Source organism: Melioribacteraceae bacterium (genome assembly GCA_019638015.1).
In the GTDB taxonomy this organism is placed as follows: domain Bacteria; phylum Bacteroidota; class Ignavibacteria; order Ignavibacteriales; family Melioribacteraceae; genus JAHBUP01.
This window is the reverse complement of record JAHBUP010000001.1, coordinates 1,388,112-1,409,460: the sequence shown is the minus strand read 5'-3', so window position 1 is coordinate 1,409,460 and position 21,349 is coordinate 1,388,112. Positions and strand designations below refer to the sequence as shown.

The window sequence follows — 21,349 nt, the reverse complement described above, 5'->3', positions numbered from 1 at the left end:
TTAAGCTCCAAGTACTATGCTTGACCAAAAATATCGATTGTTTGACCTTCTTTTAATGTAATAACAGCTTTTTTGAATTTTGCTGTTCTACCTACAAATCTACCTCTACGGGTAAATTGTGTTCTTGATTTCCCTTTATATCTAACAGTATTAACCGCAACCACATCAACATTAAATTTTTCTTTAACAGCTTTGGCAATTTCAATTTTATTGGAATCTATATCTACTATAAATCCAAATTTGCTTGGAAATTTACCGGTTATTGCCGTCATTTTTTCTGTTATTAAGGGTCGTATGAGAACGCTTTTCATTTTTTAACCACTTTTAATTTAATGAGCTTTCTAAAAGATTAACTGCGCTTTTCTGAACCAAAAGAATTTGGTTATTCAGTAAGTCGTAAGCAGAAGCATTATTAGCTTCAAGAATATTTACTTTTTCAATATTTCTTCCCGATTTATAAACATTAGGAAGATTACCATTTGTTAAAAGTAAAGTCTTCTTTCCCTTCAAATTAAGAGAGCTGAGCAAATCGCTAAACTTCTTAGTTTTAGGTCCCTCAAAGTTGAAATCCTCAACCAAAATAATTTGGTTTGATTTTGCTTTATAAGAGAGAGCAGACTTACGTGCAAGTGCAGAGACCTTTTTATTAATTTTTTGTCTGTAATCTCTTGGTTTTGGTCCAAAAATTGAACCACCGCCAACCCAAAGTGGGGATCTAGTAGTACCCGCACGGGCACCACCTCTTCCTTTTTGCTTCCAAGGTTTTTTTCCACCGCCGCTAACTTCACTTCTTTCCTTAGCTTTGTGTGTTCCTTGTCGCTGATTGGCTAAAAATGCTTTAACAGCTAAGTAGATAACGTGGTCGTTAGGTTCAATCTCAAAAATTTCTTTTGAGAGTTCTACTGTTTCGCCGCTTTTCGATCCGTCTGTTTTATAAACTTCTAATTTCATTTTTCGAAATCTTATTTGTTGATTGCAACAATTGAATTAATTGAGCCAGGTATAGCTCCTTTCACCATAATAACATTTTTATCTGATAAAACTTTTACAACTTTTAAGTTACTAATAGTAACATTTTCGTAACCCATTCTACCAGCCATCCGTTGTCCCTTAAAAACTCTTGAAGGATATGAACTTGAACCAATAGAACCGGGAGCTCTTAATCTATCACTTTGACCGTGAGTAGTACCGCCAACGCCGCCGAAGTTATGTCTCCTCATTACACCCTGAAAACCTTTTCCTTTGGTTTTACCGGAAACTTTTACTTTATCACCAACTTGGAATAAGTCAACTTTAATCTCATCACCAACCTTAAATTGAGCAATCTCAAAATTTCTGAACTCCTGTAAAAAAACCGGAGCTTTCATGTTCAATTTTTCGAAAACAGTGCTTTGAGCTTTGTTAACCTTTTTCAACTTTTTTTCACCAAAGCCAAGTTGTAATGCTTCGTAACCATCATTATCCTTGGTTTTTATTGCATAAATGCTGCAAGGACCAGCTTCAAGAACTGTTACCGGAATCACTTTACCGTCTTCCGAAAATATGTTGGTCATTCCTAATTTTTTTGCTATCAAGCCAGGCATTTGTTTAATTCCTATAACTTAATCTCTATATCAACGCCAGCGGGAATTTCCAATTTGCTAAGCGCGTCAACAGTTTTATTGTTTGAATTATGAATATCAATAATTCTTTTGTGAGCCCTAATCTCGAATTGTTCTCTCGATTTTTTATCCACGTGAGGGGATCTTAAAACAGTAAATACTGTTCTGCGTGTTGGCAGCGGAATTGGTCCGGATACAACAGCACCAGTACTTTTAACGGTTTTAATAATCTTTTCAGTCGATTTATCAATCAATATATGATCGTATGATTTTAACTTGATTCTTATTTTTTGACCGGGCACTTTTTCTATTCTCCTTGTTCAACATAATGAAGGGACTTTCTTACCGATAAGTCCCTTCTTAAATACTTATTATGATATAATCTTTGTTACAACACCAGCACCAACTGTTCTACCACCTTCGCGGATAGCAAAACGTAAACCTTCTTCCATAGCGATTTCTGCAATAAGTTCAACTCTTAATCTCACGTTATCGCCAGGCATAACCATTTCTGTTCCTTCTGGTAATGAGGCAACACCAGTTACGTCTGTTGTTCTAAAATAGAACTGAGGTCTGTAACCATTAAAGAATGGTGTATGTCTTCCACCTTCTTCTTTTGACAAGATATAAACTTCACCTTCGAACACTTTATGAGGAGTAATAGAACCAGTTTTAGCAAGAACCATTCCTCTTTCAATTTCTTTTTTATCAATACCACGCATTAAAATACCAGCATTATCACCAGCCATAGCTGAATCTAATTCCTTACGGAACATTTCGATACCGGTAACAACTGTTTTCTTGTGCATTCCTAAACCAATCAACTCAATTTCTTCTGATAATCTTACACTTCCTCTTTCAACTCTACCTGTAGCAACAGTTCCACGACCTGTAATTGAGAATACGTCCTCAACCGGCATCAAGAATGGTTTATCAACACTTCTTTCTGGTATTGGAACATAGCTATCAACTGCATCCATAAGTTCCCAAATACAGCTATATCTTTCATCTGAAGGATCTGCGCCAGCAGCACCCGCATCTAATGCATGAAGTGCGGAACCGCGGATAATCGGAATATCGTCACCAGGGAATTCATATTTAGTCAACAATTCTCTTAATTCCATTTCAACTAAATCGATCAATTCTGCGTCATCCATCATATCAACTTTATTCAAGAAAACTACAATTCTCGGTACACCTACTTGACGAGCAAGAAGAATGTGTTCGCGAGTTTGTGGCATAGGACCGTCTGTAGCCGCAACTACTAATATAGCGCCGTCCATTTGAGCAGCACCGGTGATCATATTCTTTACATAATCGGCGTGACCAGGACAGTCAACGTGAGCATAATGTCTATTAGCAGTAGAATACTCAACGTGAGCAGTTGCAATTGTAATACCTCTTTCTCTTTCTTCAGGAGCATTATCAATTGAGTCAAATGTTCTTACTTGTGATAAGCCTTTTTTAGCTAATGCCATGGTGATGGCTGCAGTAAGAGTAGTTTTACCATGGTCTACGTGTCCGATAGTACCTATATTTACGTGAGGTTTACTACGGTCAAATTTTTCTTTTGCCATCTTAAATACTCTCCTTAATGTGTTTTATTTTCTTTTTTTAGATTATTTATTTTTCTTAAACTGATGACTTCTTAGCTTGTGTTTTTTCTGTAATCTCTTCCGCAACAGATTTAGGTACTTCATTATAGTGTGAAAACTGCATCGAATAAATTGCTCTACCTTGAGTCATCGATCGTAACGTTGTTGCGTATCCAAACATTTGGGCAAGAGGCACCATAGCTTTAATTACTTGAGCATCTTTGCGGGAATTAAATCCTTCAATTTTTCCTCTTCTTGAGTTTAAATCACCCATCACATCGCCAAGATATTCCTCAGGGGTTGTGACCTCAACACTCATTATTGGTTCAAGCAAGATTGGACTAGCTTTTAACGCACCCTGCTTAAAAGCCATTGAGGCAGCAACTTTAAATGAAATTTCATCAGAATCAACATCGTGATACGAACCATCGTATAATTTTGCTTTTATATCTACAACCGGGAAACCTGCAAGTACACCATTTCTCATGGCTTCTTCTAAACCGTGCAATACTGGATTTATATATTCTTTTGGAACAGAACCACCGACAATTGCATTCTCAAACTCAAAACCTTTACCTGGTTCGTTAGGTGTAAATTCAATATATACATGGCCATACTTCCCTCGCCCACCAGACTGTTTAACAAATTTACCTTCAGCTTTAACCGATTTGGAAATGGTTTCTCGATAAGCAACTTGAGGTTTACCAACATTTGCTTCAACTTTAAACTCTCTTTTCATTCTATCAACCAATATCTCAAGATGTAATTCGCCCATTCCACTAATCAAAGTTTGGCCTGTTTCATCGTCAACTTTAACTTTAAATGTTGGGTCTTCGTCGGATAATTTCGTTAAAGCATCCGACAATTTATCCTGATCAGCTTTAGTCTTTGGTTCAATTGCAATCTGAATAACCGGCTCGGGGAAGATCATTTTTTCTAAAATAATCGGATCATCCTCTGAACAAAGTGTATCGCCGGTACGTGTGTGTTTTAATCCAACAACCGCGGCTATATCACCAACCCTAATTTGTTCTAAATCTTCTCTGTGGTTAGCATGCATTTGCAGGACACGACCAACTCTCTCTTTTCTATTTGATACAGAATTGAAAATGTATGAACCACTATCTAATACGCCACTGTAAACTCTAATAAATGTAAGTTTTCCAACATAAGGATCGGTCATTACTTTAAATGCTAAAGCAGTAAACTTTTCTTTTTCACTAATTTTTCTTTCAACATGATCATTTTTATGTATATGATGCGCAACCAAATTACCCGAATCCAAGGGGGAAGGTAAGAAATCGATTACGGCATCAAGTAACATTTGAACGCCTTTGTTCTTGAATGATGAACCACACAATACCGGGATAATTTTAGATTGAACAGTGGCCAAACGGAGAACATTCTTAACCTCTTCTGTAGAGATCTCTTTACCTTCCAAATATTTCTCTAGTAAAGAATCATCAACATCAGACACAGCTTCCAACATTTGAGTACGGTATTTCTGAGCTATCGGCAATAAATCGGCAGGAATCTCCACATCATCAAAGGTCATTCCTTGCGTATCTTCATGAAACATTCTTGCTTTCATACTCATAAGATCGATGATACCAACAAAAATATCACCTTCTCCAACAGGAACAACAATCGGAACAGCGTTAGCAGCCAATTTTTCTCTCATCATCTGAACTGCATGAAAGAAATCAGCTCCAATTCTATCCATTTTATTAACAAATGCAATTCTTGGCACACCATATTTATCAGCTTGACGCCAAACTGTTTCAGACTGGGGTTCAACACCGCCAACTGCACAAAACAAAGCTATAGCGCCATCAAGAACTCTTAAAGATCGTTCAACTTCAACAGTAAAATCAACGTGACCTGGAGTATCAATTATATTTATTTGATGATCGCGCCACGAAGTAGAAGTAGCCGCACTAGTAATAGTAATCCCGCGTTCTTTTTCCTGCTCCATCCAATCCATAGTAGCGGCGCCATCATGTACTTCACCCATTCTATGCAATTTACCGGTATAATATAAAATTCTTTCGGTTGTAGTAGTTTTACCGGCATCAATGTGCGCCATAATACCAATGTTTCTTACTTTATCTATGTCAACTCTTTTCGACATCTAAAATTATATTCCCTTTCTTACCATTTAAAGTGGGCAAAAGCTTTATTTGCTTCAGCCATTCTATGTGTGTCATCTTTCTTTTTAACTGAAGAACCTTCACCATTTGAAGCGGCAATCAATTCTGCGGCAACTTTTAGAGCCATTGATTTATCTTTTCTATCTCTGGCGTAGTTTTTAATCCAGCGAAACGCAAGAGCAACTCTTCTCTCAGGGCGAACTTCCATTGGAACTTGATACGTGGCACCCCCAACTCTTCTGCTTCTCACTTCAACGAGAGGTTGAACATTTTGAACCGCTTTTTTAAATACTTCTAGAGCAGGTTTTTTAGTTCTCTGCTCAATAATATCGAAGCTGTCATAAATTATAGTTCTGGCGGTAGATTTTTTGCCATGCAACATAATGTAGTTCATAAATTTTGAAACCAGAATATCATTGAATTTTGGATCTGGTTTTAAGTATTTTTTTTCTGCTCTTTTCTTTCTCATATCAGTCTATTTTGCTTTAGGTTTTTTGGTTCCATATTTAGAACGACTCTTTTTACGATCTTCCACACCGCTTGTATCCAATGTACCTCTAATAATGTGATAGCGCACGCCGGGTAAATCCTTAACTCTGCCGCCTCTAATAAGAACAATTGAGTGTTCTTGTAAATTGTGTCCTTCTCCCGGGATATAAGCAGTAACTTCAATATGATTTGTGAGACGAACTCTTGCAACCTTGCGAAGTGCCGAATTTGGTTTCTTCGGCGTAGTTGTATAAACTCTTGTACAAACTCCTCTTTTTTGCGGACATGCGTCCAAAGCCGGAGCTTTGTTTTTTGAGGTTACAACTAATCTTCCTTTTCTAACCAACTGATTTATTGTTGGCACGTAAAATCCTCCGAAATAATTACTTTTCGATAAAAATTCAGACTTGAAATTTATTGATTATCAGTTAATTTGTCAAGCAAGTCTGTTTATTATTTTAACAATTACTTTATATTATTTCCTTTTCTACAACCAAAGCTTCATCTTCTGGTACATTTTGTACTTCATCAGCTGTTAATATTATCTCACGGTACTTTTTAAGACCTGTTCCAGCGGGAATTAAGTGTCCCATCACAACATTTTCCTTTAAACCAATTAGTCTATCTACTCTTGCCTCTGTTGCCGCATTAGTTAATACCTTAGTAGTTTCCTGGAATGATGCTGCCGAAATAAAGCTTTCGGTTGAGAGTGCCGCATGCGTAATACCCAACAAAATATTATCGAAAGTTGCAGGATCAGCATCTCGAGCTTCAATTAATTTCTTGCTTTTTCTAGTTAAATCGGTATTAACCTCACGGAATTTTGCACGAGTGATAAGTTGTCCAGTTCTATATTTGGATTGGCCTGGATCGGTAATATAAACCATCCCTTTCAACATTTCGTTTTCGTCAATTAATTTATTTCTACCAACAAGATCTTCTTCAATGAATGTTGAGTCCCCAGCAGATATCACTTGAAGCTTCTGAAGCATCTGTTTTACAATCACTTCGATATGTTTATCATTAATTTTTACACCTTGCAGACGGTAAACATCTTGAATTTCATTTACAAGATACTCTTGTACTGCATTGGTACCTTTAATCTTCAAGATATCATGAGGATTAATAGGACCATCAGTAATTTTTTCACCTGCTGGAATTTCATCATTTTCTTGAACAAGTATATGTTTTCCGTAAGGGATGTTATATACTTTCTGGATTGTCCCGTCAAGAGATTCGATAATGATTTCTCGAGAACCTTTTTTACGGGCTCCAAATTTCACTTTTCCTTCAATCTCAGAAACAACCGCAGGATCATGTGGACTTCTAGCTTCAAATAATTCAGTTACTCTTGGCAAACCGCCTGTGATATCGCGGGTTTTAGAAGCCGATTTCGAAATTTTTGCCACAATTGTTCCAGCCTGGATATGTTCCCCTTCTTCAACTGAAAGATAAGCACGAGTTGGAATATTGAATACCTTCTCATGTCCTTTATCATCTTTTATCATGATACTTGGCGTTAATGTTTTATCTTTCGATTCAATAACTACTTTTTGTACGTGACCAGTCTGATCATCAGCAACTTGTTGCAAAGTATTATTTTCAATAAGATCAATAAAAGAAACAGTTCCGGGAATATCGGCTACAATTACAGCGTTGTAAGGATCGTGATTGTATAGGGCTTGACCTTTTTGAACTTTTTGGTCATCACTTACCATTAACTCGGCGCCATAAGGAATATCAAATTTTCTAATTTGTCTATCATCGTCATCAAATATTCCGATTGAACCTCTTCTTCCAATAACAACTTTTACTTTTCCAAAGAAGTCAGTTTTTTCTACAAAGGCAATTTTATCAAAGCGAATTGTTCCGGCTACGTTAGTTTCAACTTGTGATTGTGACGCAATACGCGCTGATGTACCTCCAAGGTGGAATGTACGCAATGTTAACTGTGTTCCAGGTTCACCAATTGATTGTGCCGCAATGATTCCCACAGCCTCACCAATTTCAACCAATTGACCAGTAGTTAAATTACGGCCATAACATTTAGCGCATACTCCGCGTTTCGATTCGCAGGTTAATACTGTTCTAATATAAACTTGATCAAGGTTTGCATCATCTATTCGTTCGGCAATTTCTTCTGTAATTACTTCACCAGCCTCAATAATCAAATCATCATTTCGGGTATCGTAAACATCCTCTTGAGCAACACGTCCGGTAATTCTTTCTGCAAGTGGCTCTCTTTCCAATTCAACATCTTTTAATGCAGAAACGTAAACACCACGAATAGTGCCGCAATCAATTTCCGAGATAATTACATCTTGAGCAACATCGCACAATCTTCTGGTTAGGTATCCCGCATCGGCAGTTTTAAGAGCCGTATCAGCAAGTCCTTTACGAGCACCGTGTGTTGAGATGAAGTATTCTAGAACCGAAAGTCCTTCTTTAAAGTTAGCAACAATCGGGTTTTCAATAATTTCACCAGATTGACCGGTTAAGCTTTTTTGTGGTTTCATCATCAAACCACGCATACCGGCTAATTGACGCACCTGATCTTGGGAACCTCTCGCACCGGAATCAACCATCATATGTAGAGGATTGAATCCGTTCTGATCGGTTTTCAATTTTTCCATTAACGATTTTGCCACGTTATTCGTTGTGAATGTCCATACGTCGATAATTTTGTTATATCGCTCTGCATCTGTAATCAAGCCTTGTTCATACTCATTCAATATATCAGAAACTTTTTTATTAGAATCATTAATGAGTTTAACCTTTTCTTCAGGAATGATCATATCGCTGAAACTGATTGATATTCCAGCGCTGGTAGCGTAACGGTAACCTAAGTCTTTCAAGTCATCGAGGAATTTAGCAGTTACTTCGTTTCCTAATTTGATGAACATTCTATAAATAAATCCACTGAAACTTTTCTTCATTAATAATTCATTAATGAATCCCATTTCCTTCGGAACAATTGCATTGAAAATTACTCTTCCAATTGTTGTCTCCAAAAATGCTTCATCAATCTTAACTTTAATTTTTGCATGAAGATCCACCACCTGATAGTTATAAGCTATCATTGCTTCTTCAGTGCTGGAGAAAATTTTACCTTCACCTTTTGCACCTGCTCTAGCTTTTGTTAAGTAATAAAGACCAAGAACTATATCTTGAGAAGGCAGCACAATAGGTAAACCATTTTGTGGAGATAGAATATTATGACTGCTTAACATTAAAACAGAAGCTTCAAGTTGAGCCTCATATGAAAGAGGAACGTGAACAGCCATTTGATCGCCATCGAAATCCGCATTGAAAGCTGTACAAACCAATGGATGAAGCTGAATTGCTTTTCCATCAATTAATATTGGTTGAAAAGCTTGAATACCCAATCTGTGAAGAGTGGGTGCGCGGTTCAACATAATTGGATGACCATCAATCAACTTTTCCAGAATATCCCAAATAACCGGCTCTTTTCTATCAACCGCTTTTCTTGCACTTTTTACAGTTTTAAAATGTCCGCGTTCAATCAGTTTTCTAATAATGAAAGGTTTGAATAGCTCAACTGCCATATCTTTTGGTAACCCGCATTGGTGAAGTTTCAATTCAGGACCAACCACAATTACAGAACGACCTGAATAATCAACACGTTTTCCTAAAAGGTTTTGACGGAAACGTCCCTGCTTACCTTTTAACATATCGCTTAAAGATTTAAGCGGACGGTTACCATCACTTCTAACTGCGCTTGCTCTTCTTGAATTATCGAATAATGCGTCAACTGCTTCTTGAAGCATTCTTTTTTCATTACGAAGAATAACTTCGGGAGCTTTAATATCTAATAATCTTCTTAATCTATTATTTCTAATAATAACTCTTCTATACAGGTCATTTAAATCTGAAGTCGCAAATCGGCCACCTTCCAGAGGTACAAGGGGACGAAGTTCAGGTGGAATTACTGGTATTACACTCAGAATCATCCATTCGGGTTTATTAGGAACTTTAGCTTCCTTCTCTCTGAATGCTTCCAATACTCTCAATCTTTTTAGTAGATCAGTTCTTTTTTGTTGTGAAGTATCGGGTCCCAACTGCGATTTTAGATCTGCGAATGTTGCTTCAATATCAATCTTCTTCAGCAATTCTTTAACAGCATCGCCACCTATTTTAGCAACAAATTTTTTCGGGTCGTCATCTTCCAAACCATCATTTTCATGAGGTAGAGAAGATAATATTTCATAATACTGATCTTCGGAAATCAAATCTTTTTTATTTAATCCTGTAGGACCGGGATTAATAACGACGTAGGATTCGTAGTAAACTATTTTTTCAAGTTCTTTGGTGGTCATTCCAATAATATTACCAATTTTAGAAGGAAGAGCTTTAAAGAACCAAATATGAACAACCGGAACAGCTAATGATATATGCCCCATTCTCTCGCGGCGAACACTTTTTAGAGTAACTTCAACACCGCAACGATCGCACACAATACCTTTGTAGCGAATGCCTTTATATTTTCCGCACGCGCATTCCCAATCTTTTACCGGACCAAATATTTTCTCGCAGAATAGTCCCTCTTTTTCAGGTCTGAATGAGCGGTAATTAATAGTTTCCGGCTTTGTTACCTCACCGTGAGATCTTGATAGAATATCATCAGGACTAGCTAAACCAATGGTTAAGGTTTCTATCTGTTTAATTTTATTTTCTTGCGCTTTTAATCGCATTTTTCACTCCTTTAGTCAAACTCTGGTTGACCTGCCAACTGCAGGCGGGTTTAGTTAATTTTAATATCTAATCCGAGTCCTTGAAGTTCTTTAATCATTACATTAAATGCTTCAGGGATATTTGGTTCAGGAATATTTTCCCCTTTAACTATTGCTTCATAGGTTTTGGCTCTTCCGGTAACGTCATCACTTTTAACCGTGAGAACTTCTTGAAGAACATGTGCAGCACCATAACCTTCTAGCGCCCAAACTTCCATTTCACCAAATCGTTGACCGCCAAATTGAGCTTTACCACCCAACGGTTGCTGGGTAATTAAAGAGTATGGCCCAATTGAACGGGCATGGATTTTATCATCAACCATGTGACCCAATTTCATCATATATATATATCCGGTTGTAACTTTCTGGTGGAACTTTTCACCTGTTCTGCCATTGTACAACCATGTTTTACTTCCTTCATCTATTTCAGCTTTTTTAATCCAATCTTCTACTTCAGAAACTCTGGCGCTGTCAAAAATCGGTGTTTCAAATTTAACGCCCAATTTTTTACCTACCCATCCAAGAGCTGTTTCATACAATTGACCAATGTTCATACGTGAAGGTACACCGAGCGGATTAAGAACTATATCAACCGGTGTTCCATCTTCATGATATGGCATATCTTCGAGCGGAACAACTTTAGCAACAACACCTTTATTACCGTGTCGGCCTGCCATTTTATCACCAACAGAAATTTTTCTTTTTTTAGCAACATATACTTTAGCTAACTGAGTAATTCCCGGAGGCAACTCATCACCGCTCTGTATTTTTAATTTTTCTCTCTTGTAGTCTTCTTCTATATCGGCGAGAATTGTGAAATAATTGGAGAAGAGAGTTTTTATTTGTTCATTAATATTTTTCTTTTCGAACCAGTCGCGTGTATAATCTAATTTTGTAACATCTTCAATATTAGAAAACGTTTCTTCTTTGATTGTTGTGCCGCTTCTTAAAACAACAGAGCCATCTAGATCACGAACACCTGAGGATGTTTTTCCTTCGGTAATACGAGTTAATTTTGTTACAAGTTTATTATAGTGTTCTTCTTTACTTTTTAAATAAGAATTTTCAAGCTGATCCATCTGTTTCTTTTCAACTTTTTTAGAATCAGCATCCTTTCTTTTACGGCTAAATAATCTGGTTTTAATAACAACACCTTTTAATCCTGGAGGGGCTTTCAAGGATGCATCTTTAACATCACCGGCTTTATCACCAAATATTGCTTTAAGCAATTTTTCTTCCGGTGTTGGATCGGTTTCTCCTTTAGGAGTAATTTTTCCAATCAGAATATCACCTTCTTTAACCTCAGCACCTTCTCTAACAATACCATTCTCATCGAGATCTTTTGTAGCTTCTTCACTAACGTTTGGAATATCTCTAGTTAGTTCTTCTTCACCCCGTTTTGTTTCTCTCACTTGTAATTCAAATTCTTCAATATGAATTGAAGTGAAAACATCATCAGCAACAAGTCTTTCACTTAAAACAATAGCATCTTCAAAGTTATAACCACGCCAAGGCATGAATGCAACAGATACATTTCTGCCGAGCGCCAATTCACCTTTTTCGATTGCAGGTCCATCGGCGAGTACATCACCTTTTTTAATTCTTTGACCAGTTATCACAATTGGTTTCTGATTAAAGCAGGTTTCCTGGTTAGTACCGGCAAACTTACTCATCTCATAAGTAACTATTTTTTCATCATCAAAACTAACTAGAGTTTCAGGAGCATCTTCATCAACATCATATCTAACAATCACTCTTTTGGAGTCAGCGTATTCAATTACACCATTATCTTCTGCAATAACTATTGAACGTGAATCACGGGCTATTTTATATTCCATTCCGGTTCCAACAACAGGAGCTTCAGGAACTAAAAGTGGAACAGCTTGACGCTGCATGTTAGAACCCATGAGAGCGCGGTTAGCGTCATCATGCTCAAGAAATGGAATTAATGCAGCAGCAGCCGATACAATTTGAGTAGGAGCAACATCCATATAATGTACTTCGGAAGGAACAACTATCGGGAATTCACCTTTAGCTCTACATTTTACTCTTTCGAGTACGTATCTTCCCTGCTCATCAATAGGTGCGTTTGCCTGAGCAATAATAAATTCATCTTCCTGATCTGCGCTTAAATAATCTACATTATTAGAAACTTTACCATCTTTAACTTTGCGATAAGGAGTTTCTAAGAATCCATAATTGTTAACCCGTGCGTAAATAGTTAGAGAAGAAATAAGACCGATGTTTGGACCTTCGGGTGTTTCAATTGGGCAGAGGCGTCCATAATGTGAATGGTGCACGTCACGGACTTCAAATCCGGCGCGTTCACGAGTTAAGCCCCCTGGTCCGAGAGCTGAAATTCTTCTCTTATGGGTCAATTCTGAAAGCGGGTTTGTTTGATCCATAAACTGTGACAACTGATTGGTACCGAAGAACGCGTTAATTACTGATGTAATTGTTCTTGCATTAACTAAATCTTGCGGCTGCATGTTTTCGTTATCGCGCATATTCATTCTTTCTTTAATAGTGCGCGCCATTCTTGCTAAACCAACATTATACTGCTGTTGAAGTTGTTCACCAACAGTTCTCACTCTTCTATTTCCTAAATGGTCTATATCATCCACATTCACATTACCATTTTTTAACTTGATAATGTTTTTCATGATGGCAATTATATCTTCAGGGGTTAATACTTTTACATTATCGGGTACATTTAGGTTAAGGCGATCGTTCATTCTAAAACGGCCAACGTCACCCAAATCATATCTTTTATCATTAAAGAAAAGTTTTTCAATTAAACCAACCGCGGTATCAATATCAGGAGCTTCGCTGGATCGGAGTTGACGATAAATTGCGTAGAGAGCTTCATCTTTGTTGGTTGATGTATCTTTTTTAAGAGTATTAATCACTAAGTCCTGTTCGTAAGAAGTTTCGAGACTAATCAATTGAACAGTTGTAACAGCGGAGGCTTTAATATTATCTATTATTTCTTCAGTTAATTCAGAATCTTTAGTAGCGTAAATTTCACCGGTTTGATGATCAATAACATCATTAGCTACAATTCTACCCGAGTGAGTATCGGCGTTTATTTGTTTAACAGCGACTTCTTCGATCAAATCGAATAAGTTAAGAATTTGTTCTTCGGTTTCGTAACCCAGAGCTCGCAACAATGTTGAAGCCGGGAATTTTTTTCGTCTATCGATATAAACGTACATTATGTTATTTATATCGGTAGCAAATTCTACCCAAGAACCTCTAAAAGGAATAATTCTCGCAGAATAAATTGGGGTACCATTTGGATGGAAAGTTTGAGCGAAAGCAACACCGGGAGAACGGTGCAATTGGCTTACAATAACTCTCTCGGCGCCATTGATAATAAATGTTCCGCGCCGTGTCATAAATGGTAAATTACCAAGGTAAACTTCTTGTTCAACTGAATTTACATATTCACCGGTTTCATCATCTTTTGTTGATAAACGCAATTTAGCTTTTAAAGGAGCCGAATAGGTTAATCCTCTTTCTTCGCATTCAGGAATTGAGAATCTTGGTTTTTCAATATAATACTCGATAAAATCTAGTCTGTAAAATTCTTTATTGTCAAGGATGGGGAAATTTGCATTGAAAACTGCTTGTAAACCAACATTTTCTCTTAATGATGGATTTACCTTTAATTGAAGAAATTCCTCGAATGAATCTAACTGAATATTAAGCAAATCAGGCATCTTCATTGAAGAAAAAATAGAGGCAAAAGTAATTCTACCTGTGCTCTTATTGATTTTTGATTTTTCCAACCCTAACCTCCGATGTGGTTAATTTTATTCCTTCATAATAATGAAAGAAAGTGGCAAGACGGTTTTCACCCTCTTACCACTTAATTTAATTCTAATAAACTGGCTAATGATTTAATTACTTAACCTGAACAGTTGCGCCGGCTTCTTCTAATTCTTTTTTGATTTTTTCAGCTTCATCTTTAGAGATAGCTTCTTTAACTGCTTTTGGAGCACCGTCAACTAAATCTTTTGCTTCTTTAAGTCCTAAACCAGTATGAGCGCGAACAACTTTAATAACATTAATTTTTGTTGCGCCAGCAGCTTGAAGAATAACATCAAATTCAGTCTGTTCTTCGACTGGAGCGGCAGCTGCACCCGGAGCTGCAGCACCGGCAACTACAACTGGAGCGGCAGCAGTAACACCAAATTCATCTTCTAATGCTTTTTTTAATTCTGAAGCTTCAACAAGTGTAAGCGCTTTAATTTTTTCTACGATTTCAACAATTTTCTCTGACATTTTATTATTTCTCCTGTTTCTTTATTAATAATTCAAATTTTTATGCAGCTTTTTTCTTTGCGACTTCATCGATAACGCTGACTAAATCTCTTATAACTGCATTTATAGCACCAACAATTCCTGAAGCCGGAGCGGCAATACTACCAACAATACCAGACATAATTTCTTCTTTAGTTGGCATTGAAGCTATTGCTTCTAATTGTTCAGCTCCGTAGAACGTTGTTTCGAGGTAACAGCCTTTAAATTGGAGTTTTTTTGCTTCTTCATTATATTTTTTAATGATTTTAGCCGGTGCAACAAAGTTTTCATTAGCAAACGCTACACCAATCATTCCAACAAGCTGTTCATTTAACTTTTCAAAAGCGCCTAATTGTTCGAGGGCCTTTTTGAAGAGAGTATTTTTAAAGACTTTATAAGTAACCCCTTCTTTACGAAATTGGGCGCGAAGTTTGTTGATATCGGCAACATTTACCCCGCGGTAATCAACCAAAAACATTGCAGAAGAATTACCAATAAGCTCTTTAATCTGCTCAATCTGCTCTTCTTTTTCTAATCTTTTCATCATTCTCCTATGCAATTAACACACATTATTATGTAGAAGCATTTTTTATCCGTCAAATTACGGATGAGTGCGTAAAATTTATTTTGTACTAAATACTGTTTCGTCTTTAGAAATTTTTAAGCCAGGACCCATCGTAGAAGAGATAAACAAACTTCTAACATATTGACCCTTAGCAGAAGAAGGTTTCATCTTCATAATTGTTTGAAGGAAAGCTCTCGCGTTATCTGCCAATTGCTCACTTGAAAAAGATAATTTACCTAATGAAGTGTGTACAATACCGGCTTTTTCAACACGGAACTCGATTTTGCCCGCTTTAACTTCTTTTACAGCTTTGGCAACATCGGTAGTAACTGTACCACTTTTCGGGTTTGGCATTAATCCTTTAGGACCAAGCACGCGGCCTAATTTTCCCAATTCACCCATCGCATCCGGAGTTGCAATAATCACGTCAACTTCAGCCCAACCACCTTTTATTTTTTCAAGGTATTCCTCGAAGCCAGCATATTCTGCACCTGCTTGAAGAGCGGTTTCGGCATTGGCTCCTTTTGCAATCACCAATACTGTAACTTTTTTACCGGTTCCATGTGGCAAAGAAACTGTTCCGCGAATCATTTGATCGGCATGTCGAGGATCAACTCCAAGTCTTATAGCGCAATCAACAGATTCATCAAATTTAACTTTAGAACAATCTTTAAGAATTTTAATTGCCTCTTCAAGACGGTATTCTTTGTCTTTGTTCACAGTTTTATTAATAGATTTCACTCTTTTTGAAACGTTCATAGTCATTCCAACAAAATTGATTTAACAAATTAGTCTTCTACTGTAAAGCCCATACTTCTGGCAGTACCTGCTACCATGCTCATTGCATGTTCAACATCGTGAGCATTAAGATCAGGCATTTTCAAGGTTGCAATTTCTTTAACCTGAGCTTTTGTAACTTTTGCTACTTTTACTTTATGCGGTTCGGCAGAACCTCTTTCAACTTTTGCTGCTTTTTTTAGTAACACTGCAGCTGGAGGAGTTTTTGTAATAAATGTAAAGGATTTATCTGAATATACAGTTATTACAACCGGGATTATAAGTCCAGGTTTTTCGGAAGTTCTTGAATTAAACTGCTTGCAGAACTCCATGATATTTACACCTTTTTGACCAAGGGCAGGACCGATTGGAGGAGAAGGATTAGCCTGACCGCCTGGTACTTGCAACTTAATATAACTATCGATTTTCTTTGCCATTTTATACCTACTGTACTTTTATTTTTCTAATTCAGCTTGAGTAAAATCAATTTCAACAGGAGTTTTTCTTCCAAAAATTGAAACCATAACTTTAATTTTCATTTTTTCTTCATTTACTTCTTGAATAACGCCGGAGAAATTATTGAAAGGACCATCTATAATTTTAACGAAATCGCCGGTTCTAAATATCGTATCGGTTCTTTCGGTATCCTCGTTTTGAGATAATCTTCCAACAATTCTTTTAACTTCTTCAGGAAGGAGTGGAACAGGAACGTTTTGTGAACCGAGAAATCCCATTACCGATGGGGTATTAACTATAAAATCTTTAACTCTTAAATCTAAATCCGCATTCAATAAAATGTAACCTGGGAAAAAGTTCTTCTTCTTAGTCTTTTTCTTACCATCTTTTACTTCAAAGACTTTTTCGGTAGGAACTAAAATTTCGAAGATTCTAGCTTTTAATTCTTCATTATCACGTAATTCGGATTCGATCAGAGTCTTCACCTTATTTTCATGACCAGAGAAAGTTCTTACAACGTACCATTTAGCGGTTACAGTTTCCAAACTAGAATATTCCTTTTAAGATTTGGCTAATTCCCATATCAATGATGTAGGTGAAAACTGCTAAAATTAAACATGCGACGATAACAATGGATGTCGATTCTTTTAGTTCTTCCTTAGTTGGCCAGGTAACTTTTTTCATTTCCTTAACCACATCATTAACAAAGTTTACAATTTTTTCTTTCATAGTTTAATCACCATAATTAAGCATTGCACGTCAGGAGGGACTCGAACCCCCAACCTGCGGTTTTGGAGACCGCTGCTCTACCAATTGAGCCACTGACGTATTATTTAGTTTCCTTAAATACAACATGTTTTTTTGCAACAGGGTCATATTTTTTAAATTCAACACGATTAGGATGATTTCTTTTATTCTTGGTTGTTGAATATCTATATCCAGTATTAGCAGTACTCTCAAGAATAATTATTTGTCTAATATTTTTTGATTTTGCCATTTTAACTATTCCTTATTAAACTTAATCCGTTTTACGGCTTTGAGCTGATGACCGGGATTGAACCGGTGACCTCTTCCTTACCAAGGAAGTGCTCTACCAACTGAGCTACATCAGCAATAGAGCGGGAGACGGGACTCGAACCCGCGACCAACAGCTTGGAAGGCTGTGACTCTACCAACTGAGTTACTCCCGCAATACAAACAATAAATAAAAAGCATACTACAGACTAATCTGTATGTTTTATTAAAATTTTATTTTCAGAAAGAATTGGCGAAGTGTGAATATTTTTGGTGACATTCTACTTCATCAATTCGAGTAGTGTGGGCGGCGAGGGATTCGAACCCCCAAAGGCGTATGCCAACGGATTTACAGTCCGCCCCGGCTCTCCAACTCCGGCGTCCGCCCATAGGCGCTTTCAGTATGTATAAGAATTTATGCGAGCGACAAAAATATAGGTCTCAACTTTAAAAAGCAATATTTTTTTTAGGCTTTTAGTTCAATGCCGCCAAAGTTCCCTATCCAAACTCCGGTATTGTATAGCCTCGCTTATGTGTTGGGTTAATATATTGGGTGAGTTTTCCAGATCCGCGATTGTTCTGCCAACTTTCAGTATTCTATCATAAGCTCTTGCTGAAAGCCCTAATTTGGTCATCGCCATTTTAAGTAATTCTTCACTGGATAAATCTAATCTGCAGTATTCTGCAATTTCTTTTGATCCCATATCGGCATTTTTGTAGATCATTTTTCGGCCCACAAATCTTTTAGATTGAATCACTCTCGCCGATATTACCCGTTCTCTAATCATCTCAGAGGGTTCTCCACTTGATTTACTCGTCAACTCTTTGAATTTGACTGCAGGTACCTCAATATGAATATCTATTCGGTCTAACAATGGCCCCGATATTTTTGCCATATATTTTTGAATTTGGGTTGTATTGCAGGTACAATCTTTGTTCGCATCGGTAAAATATCCGCAAGGGCATGGATTCATTGCTGCGGCAAGCATAAAATTTGCTGGAAATTCTAACGACATTTTTGATCGGCTTATAGTAACTTGAGAATCTTCGAGTGGCTGCCGAAGGACTTCAAGAACATTTTTTTTGAATTCAGGTAGTTCATCCAAAAATAAAACTCCATGATGCGCAAATGATACTTCACCGGGGCGCGGAAAGGAACCACCCCCAATTAGTGCCGCATCACTAATTGTGTGATGGGGATTTCGAAATGGTCTTTGAGTTATTAATGCTTTATTCTTTGGTAATATCCCGGCAACCGAATGAATTTTTGTAGTTTCAAGTGATTCTTCAAAAGTTAGCGGAGGTAATATTGTTGGTAATCTTTTTGCGAGCATCGATTTTCCTGAACCGGGAGGTCCGATCATAATTATATTGTGCCCTCCCGCGGCGGCTATTTCAAGTGCACGTTTTACATTTTCCTGCCCTTTTACTTCAGCAAAATCTAAGGTATACGAATTAACCTCATTAAATATTTCATTTATATTAGTAGATACAGGGTTGATTTGCTTTTCACCATTTAAAAAACTGATAACTTCCGATAATCTTTCAACCGGGTATACATCAATATTATTTACTATCGATGCTTCTTTGGAAGAATCCTTTGGCAGTATAATTCTTCTAAATCCAGATTTTCGAGAACCAAATGAGATTGGAAGTGCTCCTTTAACTTTTCTTAGAATTCCCTCGAGTGAAAGCTCTCCGAGTATTATTGTATCCTCCAAACTTGAAGAATTAATAATACCATTAGCCGCAAGAATTCCAACAGCAATTGGAAGATCAAACGCGCTCCCTTCCTTTTTAATATCTGCGGGGGCAAGGTTTACAGTAACTTTTTTGAGGGGAAATTCAAAACCAGAATTTTTAATAGCGGCGGTAACCCGCTCACGACTCTCTTTTACCGCATTATCGGGTAATCCTACAATTGTGAATGATGGAATTTGTTTTTCGAAATGAGTTTCTACTTCTACCGTGAATGAATCAATTCCATAAGTCGTGCCCGTGAATACTTTTGAAAACATATTCCCCCACTTTGATGAATTGAAAATTTAGACAAAGATTTTATTGTATTATAAATTAACCTTTAAATTTTCTTAAGAAATTAATTCGGTCTTTTAAATCTTCTACCGGGACTAACAATTTATCTTTCCCATAAATAGCATCTTTTCGATTGCTGAATACTAATTCATAATCTTTACTCATAACAATTGCTTCCTCGGGGCAAACTTCCTCGCAGAATCCGCAGAAGATACATCTCAACATATTTATTTCAAATTTTTCAGGATATCTTTCTTTTTCATATTCAGTTTCGGCGGCTTGAACTTCAATAGCCAAAGCAGGGCAAACACGTGAACACAATCCGCATGCTACACATCTTTCTTGACCATTATTTTCTTGAACTAAGACCGGTCTTCCTCTATATGAAGCCGGCGGATCAAATTTGACTTCGGGATATTCCATTGTAACTGCCGGACGAAACATATTCCTTAGAGTTAATGCCATCCCTTTGGCTATTTCAGGAATATATAATTTCTCGAATAAATTTAAATCTTTATCTCTTTTCTTAGATGACATAAAAACCTTTCACCAATTATAAATTGAAAATCATAATTAATAGAGCTACCCATAAAATATTTAACAGTGATAGCGGAAACATAACTTTCCAACCCAAGTTCATTAGTTGATCATATCTGAATCGGGGGATTGACCATCGAACCCAAATTATAAAAAACATTAAAGCGCCCATTTTTACGAAGAATGATCCAACTTGAATAATGGTTGTAAGTGTAGTTCCCAATCCAAGTTTATCGATATATGGAACCTGCCAGCCACCAAGATATAATGTTACAATCATACCGCTAGCAATTATCATGTTTGCATACTCGGCTAAAAAGAATCCGGCAAATTTCATTGAACTGTATTCAGTATGATAACCGCCAACTAATTCAGGTTCTGCTTCGGGAAGATCGAATGGAAGGCGGTTAATTTCTGCGAATGCCGAAACTAAAAATGTGATAAATCCAATTGGCTGAACCAGTGCATTCCACATAAATCCATATTGCGATTCAACAATTTTAACCGGACTGAGTGATTCCGACATTAATATTACACCGGCGATCGAAAATCCCATTGAAACTTCATAGGAGATCATTTGCGCGGAGGAACGAATTCCACCAAGAAGTGAATATTTACTTCCTGAACTCCAGCCTGCAAGTGTAATTCCATACACACCAATCGAGGTAAATGCTAGTACATATAGTATTCCAATATTCACATCAGCTACAACTAAATTTATGTTATATCCAAATACGTCTATGGCCGGTCCAATTGGAATTACGGCGTATGTAGTGAATGCAACAAAGAGCGCAATGAATGGGGCGAGTGCGTGTAACGGTTTATTAGCTTTAGCCGGAATAATATCTTCCTTAAAAACTAATTTTGCAACATCGGCAAATGGTTGAAGCAAACCAAGCCATCCAACTCTGTTTGGACCTTTTCTATTTTGAACCCATGCGCTTATCTTTCTTTCAAAATAAACTAGATATGCAACCGTTGTAAGCATTAGCGAAACAACAATTAAAATCTTTATAAGAGAGATTACTATAATTTCAAGAATACTCATTAATTAATTCTCCTTGATTTCATTTGA

General features: G+C 37.0%; 20 protein-coding genes and 4 tRNA genes. All 24 read right to left on the bottom strand.

Translation table 11 applies throughout. The annotated features are described in order from the left end of the window. Window positions 1-14: 14 nt before the first annotated feature. The 24 genes from rplW to nuoH all read right to left on the bottom strand — a co-directional run bounded on the left by rplW (window position 15) and on the right by nuoH (window position 21,322). Complete coding sequence (gene rplW, locus KF816_05730) at window positions 15-311, bottom strand: 50S ribosomal protein L23 (protein MBX3007512.1); 297 nt, start codon at window positions 309-311, stop codon at window positions 15-17. 13 nt (window positions 312-324) lie between these two features. Further along, the gene (gene rplD / locus KF816_05725) at window positions 325-951 is read right to left on the bottom strand and encodes a 50S ribosomal protein L4 (protein ID MBX3007511.1); all 627 of its coding nucleotides are present in this window, start codon (window positions 949-951) and stop codon (window positions 325-327) included. 11 nt (window positions 952-962) lie between these two features. Next, the gene (gene rplC / locus KF816_05720) at window positions 963-1,583 is read right to left on the bottom strand and encodes a 50S ribosomal protein L3 (protein MBX3007510.1); all 621 of its coding nucleotides are present in this window, start codon (window positions 1,581-1,583) and stop codon (window positions 963-965) included. 11 nt (window positions 1,584-1,594) lie between these two features. Beyond that, the gene (gene rpsJ / locus KF816_05715) at window positions 1,595-1,903 is read right to left on the bottom strand and encodes a 30S ribosomal protein S10 (GenBank protein MBX3007509.1); all 309 of its coding nucleotides are present in this window, start codon (window positions 1,901-1,903) and stop codon (window positions 1,595-1,597) included. A 69-nt stretch (window positions 1,904-1,972) separates the two neighbouring features. Next, on the bottom strand, window positions 1,973-3,178 hold the full coding sequence (tuf, locus tag KF816_05710) for an elongation factor Tu (GenBank protein MBX3007508.1): 1,206 nt from the start codon (window positions 3,176-3,178) through the stop codon (window positions 1,973-1,975). A 55-nt stretch (window positions 3,179-3,233) separates the two neighbouring features. After that, window positions 3,234-5,327: an elongation factor G gene (fusA, locus tag KF816_05705; protein ID MBX3007507.1), complete on the bottom strand. Its 2,094-nt coding sequence runs from the start codon at window positions 5,325-5,327 to the stop codon at window positions 3,234-3,236. Window positions 5,328-5,347: 20 nt separating this feature from the next. Continuing rightward, entirely contained in the window at window positions 5,348-5,815 is a 468-nt protein-coding gene (rpsG, locus tag KF816_05700; protein MBX3007506.1) for a 30S ribosomal protein S7, read from the bottom strand. Between the two features lie 6 nt (window positions 5,816-5,821). Next, on the bottom strand, window positions 5,822-6,199 hold the full coding sequence (gene rpsL, locus KF816_05695) for a 30S ribosomal protein S12 (protein MBX3007505.1): 378 nt from the start codon (window positions 6,197-6,199) through the stop codon (window positions 5,822-5,824). Between the two features lie 106 nt (window positions 6,200-6,305). Further along, window positions 6,306-10,547 (bottom strand): DNA-directed RNA polymerase subunit beta', encoded by a 4,242-nt coding sequence (gene rpoC, locus KF816_05690; GenBank protein ID MBX3007504.1) that lies wholly within the window; start codon window positions 10,545-10,547, stop codon window positions 6,306-6,308. Window positions 10,548-10,597: 50 nt separating this feature from the next. Further along, window positions 10,598-14,377 carry a DNA-directed RNA polymerase subunit beta gene (rpoB, locus tag KF816_05685; protein MBX3007503.1) on the bottom strand — a complete coding sequence of 1,260 codons (3,780 nt, stop codon included), beginning with the start codon at window positions 14,375-14,377 and terminating at the stop codon, window positions 10,598-10,600. A gap of 115 nt (window positions 14,378-14,492) precedes the next feature. Continuing rightward, a complete protein-coding gene (gene rplL / locus KF816_05680; protein ID MBX3007502.1) occupies window positions 14,493-14,873 on the bottom strand; it encodes a 50S ribosomal protein L7/L12 in 381 nt (126 codons plus the stop codon). 40 nt (window positions 14,874-14,913) lie between these two features. Next, on the bottom strand, window positions 14,914-15,435 hold the full coding sequence (gene rplJ, locus KF816_05675) for a 50S ribosomal protein L10 (GenBank protein ID MBX3007501.1): 522 nt from the start codon (window positions 15,433-15,435) through the stop codon (window positions 14,914-14,916). 78 nt (window positions 15,436-15,513) lie between these two features. Then, the gene (gene rplA, locus KF816_05670) at window positions 15,514-16,215 is read right to left on the bottom strand and encodes a 50S ribosomal protein L1 (protein ID MBX3007500.1); all 702 of its coding nucleotides are present in this window, start codon (window positions 16,213-16,215) and stop codon (window positions 15,514-15,516) included. A gap of 29 nt (window positions 16,216-16,244) precedes the next feature. Continuing rightward, a complete protein-coding gene (gene rplK / locus KF816_05665) occupies window positions 16,245-16,670 on the bottom strand; it encodes a 50S ribosomal protein L11 (protein MBX3007499.1) in 426 nt (141 codons plus the stop codon). An 18-nt stretch (window positions 16,671-16,688) separates the two neighbouring features. Beyond that, window positions 16,689-17,234 (bottom strand): transcription termination/antitermination factor NusG, encoded by a 546-nt coding sequence (nusG, locus tag KF816_05660; protein MBX3007498.1) that lies wholly within the window; start codon window positions 17,232-17,234, stop codon window positions 16,689-16,691. A gap of 1 nt (window position 17,235) precedes the next feature. Then, window positions 17,236-17,418 carry a preprotein translocase subunit SecE gene (secE, locus tag KF816_05655; GenBank protein ID MBX3007497.1) on the bottom strand — a complete coding sequence of 61 codons (183 nt, stop codon included), beginning with the start codon at window positions 17,416-17,418 and terminating at the stop codon, window positions 17,236-17,238. A 26-nt stretch (window positions 17,419-17,444) separates the two neighbouring features. Further along, window positions 17,445-17,517, bottom strand: a tRNA-Trp gene (locus tag KF816_05650). A gap of 1 nt (window position 17,518) precedes the next feature. After that, window positions 17,519-17,686: a 50S ribosomal protein L33 gene (gene rpmG / locus KF816_05645; GenBank protein MBX3007496.1), complete on the bottom strand. Its 168-nt coding sequence runs from the start codon at window positions 17,684-17,686 to the stop codon at window positions 17,519-17,521. Between the two features lie 42 nt (window positions 17,687-17,728). After that, window positions 17,729-17,801 (bottom strand) — tRNA-Thr (locus KF816_05640). 5 nt (window positions 17,802-17,806) lie between these two features. Continuing rightward, window positions 17,807-17,879, bottom strand: a tRNA-Gly gene (locus KF816_05635). A gap of 128 nt (window positions 17,880-18,007) precedes the next feature. Further along, window positions 18,008-18,091 (bottom strand) — tRNA-Tyr (locus tag KF816_05630). Window positions 18,092-18,182: 91 nt separating this feature from the next. After that, window positions 18,183-19,721, bottom strand: a complete 1,539-nt coding sequence (locus KF816_05625; protein MBX3007495.1) for a YifB family Mg chelatase-like AAA ATPase — start codon at window positions 19,719-19,721, stop codon at window positions 18,183-18,185. A gap of 55 nt (window positions 19,722-19,776) precedes the next feature. Then, window positions 19,777-20,274 (bottom strand): NADH-quinone oxidoreductase subunit NuoI, encoded by a 498-nt coding sequence (gene nuoI, locus KF816_05620; protein ID MBX3007494.1) that lies wholly within the window; start codon window positions 20,272-20,274, stop codon window positions 19,777-19,779. Between the two features lie 16 nt (window positions 20,275-20,290). Beyond that, a complete protein-coding gene (gene nuoH / locus KF816_05615; protein MBX3007493.1) occupies window positions 20,291-21,322 on the bottom strand; it encodes an NADH-quinone oxidoreductase subunit NuoH in 1,032 nt (343 codons plus the stop codon). Window positions 21,323-21,349: the final 27 nt, after the last annotated feature.

Excerpts from the sequence above, each read along its gene's own strand:
- rplC (MBX3007510.1), bottom strand. The coding sequence starts at position 1,583 with ATGCCTGGCTTGATAGCAAAAAAATTAGGAATGACCAACATATTTTCG.
- KF816_05625 (MBX3007495.1), bottom strand. The coding sequence starts at position 19,721 with ATGTTTTCAAAAGTATTCACGGGCACGACTTATGGAATTGATTCATTC.
- rplA (MBX3007500.1), bottom strand. The coding sequence starts at position 16,215 with ATGAACGTTTCAAAAAGAGTGAAATCTATTAATAAAACTGTGAACAAA.
- rpoC (MBX3007504.1), bottom strand. The coding sequence starts at position 10,547 with ATGCGATTAAAAGCGCAAGAAAATAAAATTAAACAGATAGAAACCTTA.
- rplJ (MBX3007501.1), bottom strand. The coding sequence starts at position 15,435 with ATGAAAAGATTAGAAAAAGAAGAGCAGATTGAGCAGATTAAAGAGCTT.
- nuoI (MBX3007494.1), bottom strand. The coding sequence starts at position 20,274 with ATGTCATCTAAGAAAAGAGATAAAGATTTAAATTTATTCGAGAAATTA.
- secE (MBX3007497.1), bottom strand. The coding sequence starts at position 17,418 with ATGAAAGAAAAAATTGTAAACTTTGTTAATGATGTGGTTAAGGAAATG.
- rpsG (MBX3007506.1), bottom strand. The coding sequence starts at position 5,815 with ATGAGAAAGAAAAGAGCAGAAAAAAAATACTTAAAACCAGATCCAAAA.
- tuf (MBX3007508.1), bottom strand. The coding sequence starts at position 3,178 with ATGGCAAAAGAAAAATTTGACCGTAGTAAACCTCACGTAAATATAGGT.
- rpmG (MBX3007496.1), bottom strand. The coding sequence starts at position 17,686 with ATGGCAAAATCAAAAAATATTAGACAAATAATTATTCTTGAGAGTACT.
- rplW (MBX3007512.1), bottom strand. The coding sequence starts at position 311 with ATGAAAAGCGTTCTCATACGACCCTTAATAACAGAAAAAATGACGGCA.
- rplK (MBX3007499.1), bottom strand. The coding sequence starts at position 16,670 with ATGGCAAAGAAAATCGATAGTTATATTAAGTTGCAAGTACCAGGCGGT.
- fusA (MBX3007507.1), bottom strand. The coding sequence starts at position 5,327 with ATGTCGAAAAGAGTTGACATAGATAAAGTAAGAAACATTGGTATTATG.
- rplD (MBX3007511.1), bottom strand. The coding sequence starts at position 951 with ATGAAATTAGAAGTTTATAAAACAGACGGATCGAAAAGCGGCGAAACA.
- nuoH (MBX3007493.1), bottom strand. The coding sequence starts at position 21,322 with ATGAGTATTCTTGAAATTATAGTAATCTCTCTTATAAAGATTTTAATT.
- rplL (MBX3007502.1), bottom strand. The coding sequence starts at position 14,873 with ATGTCAGAGAAAATTGTTGAAATCGTAGAAAAAATTAAAGCGCTTACA.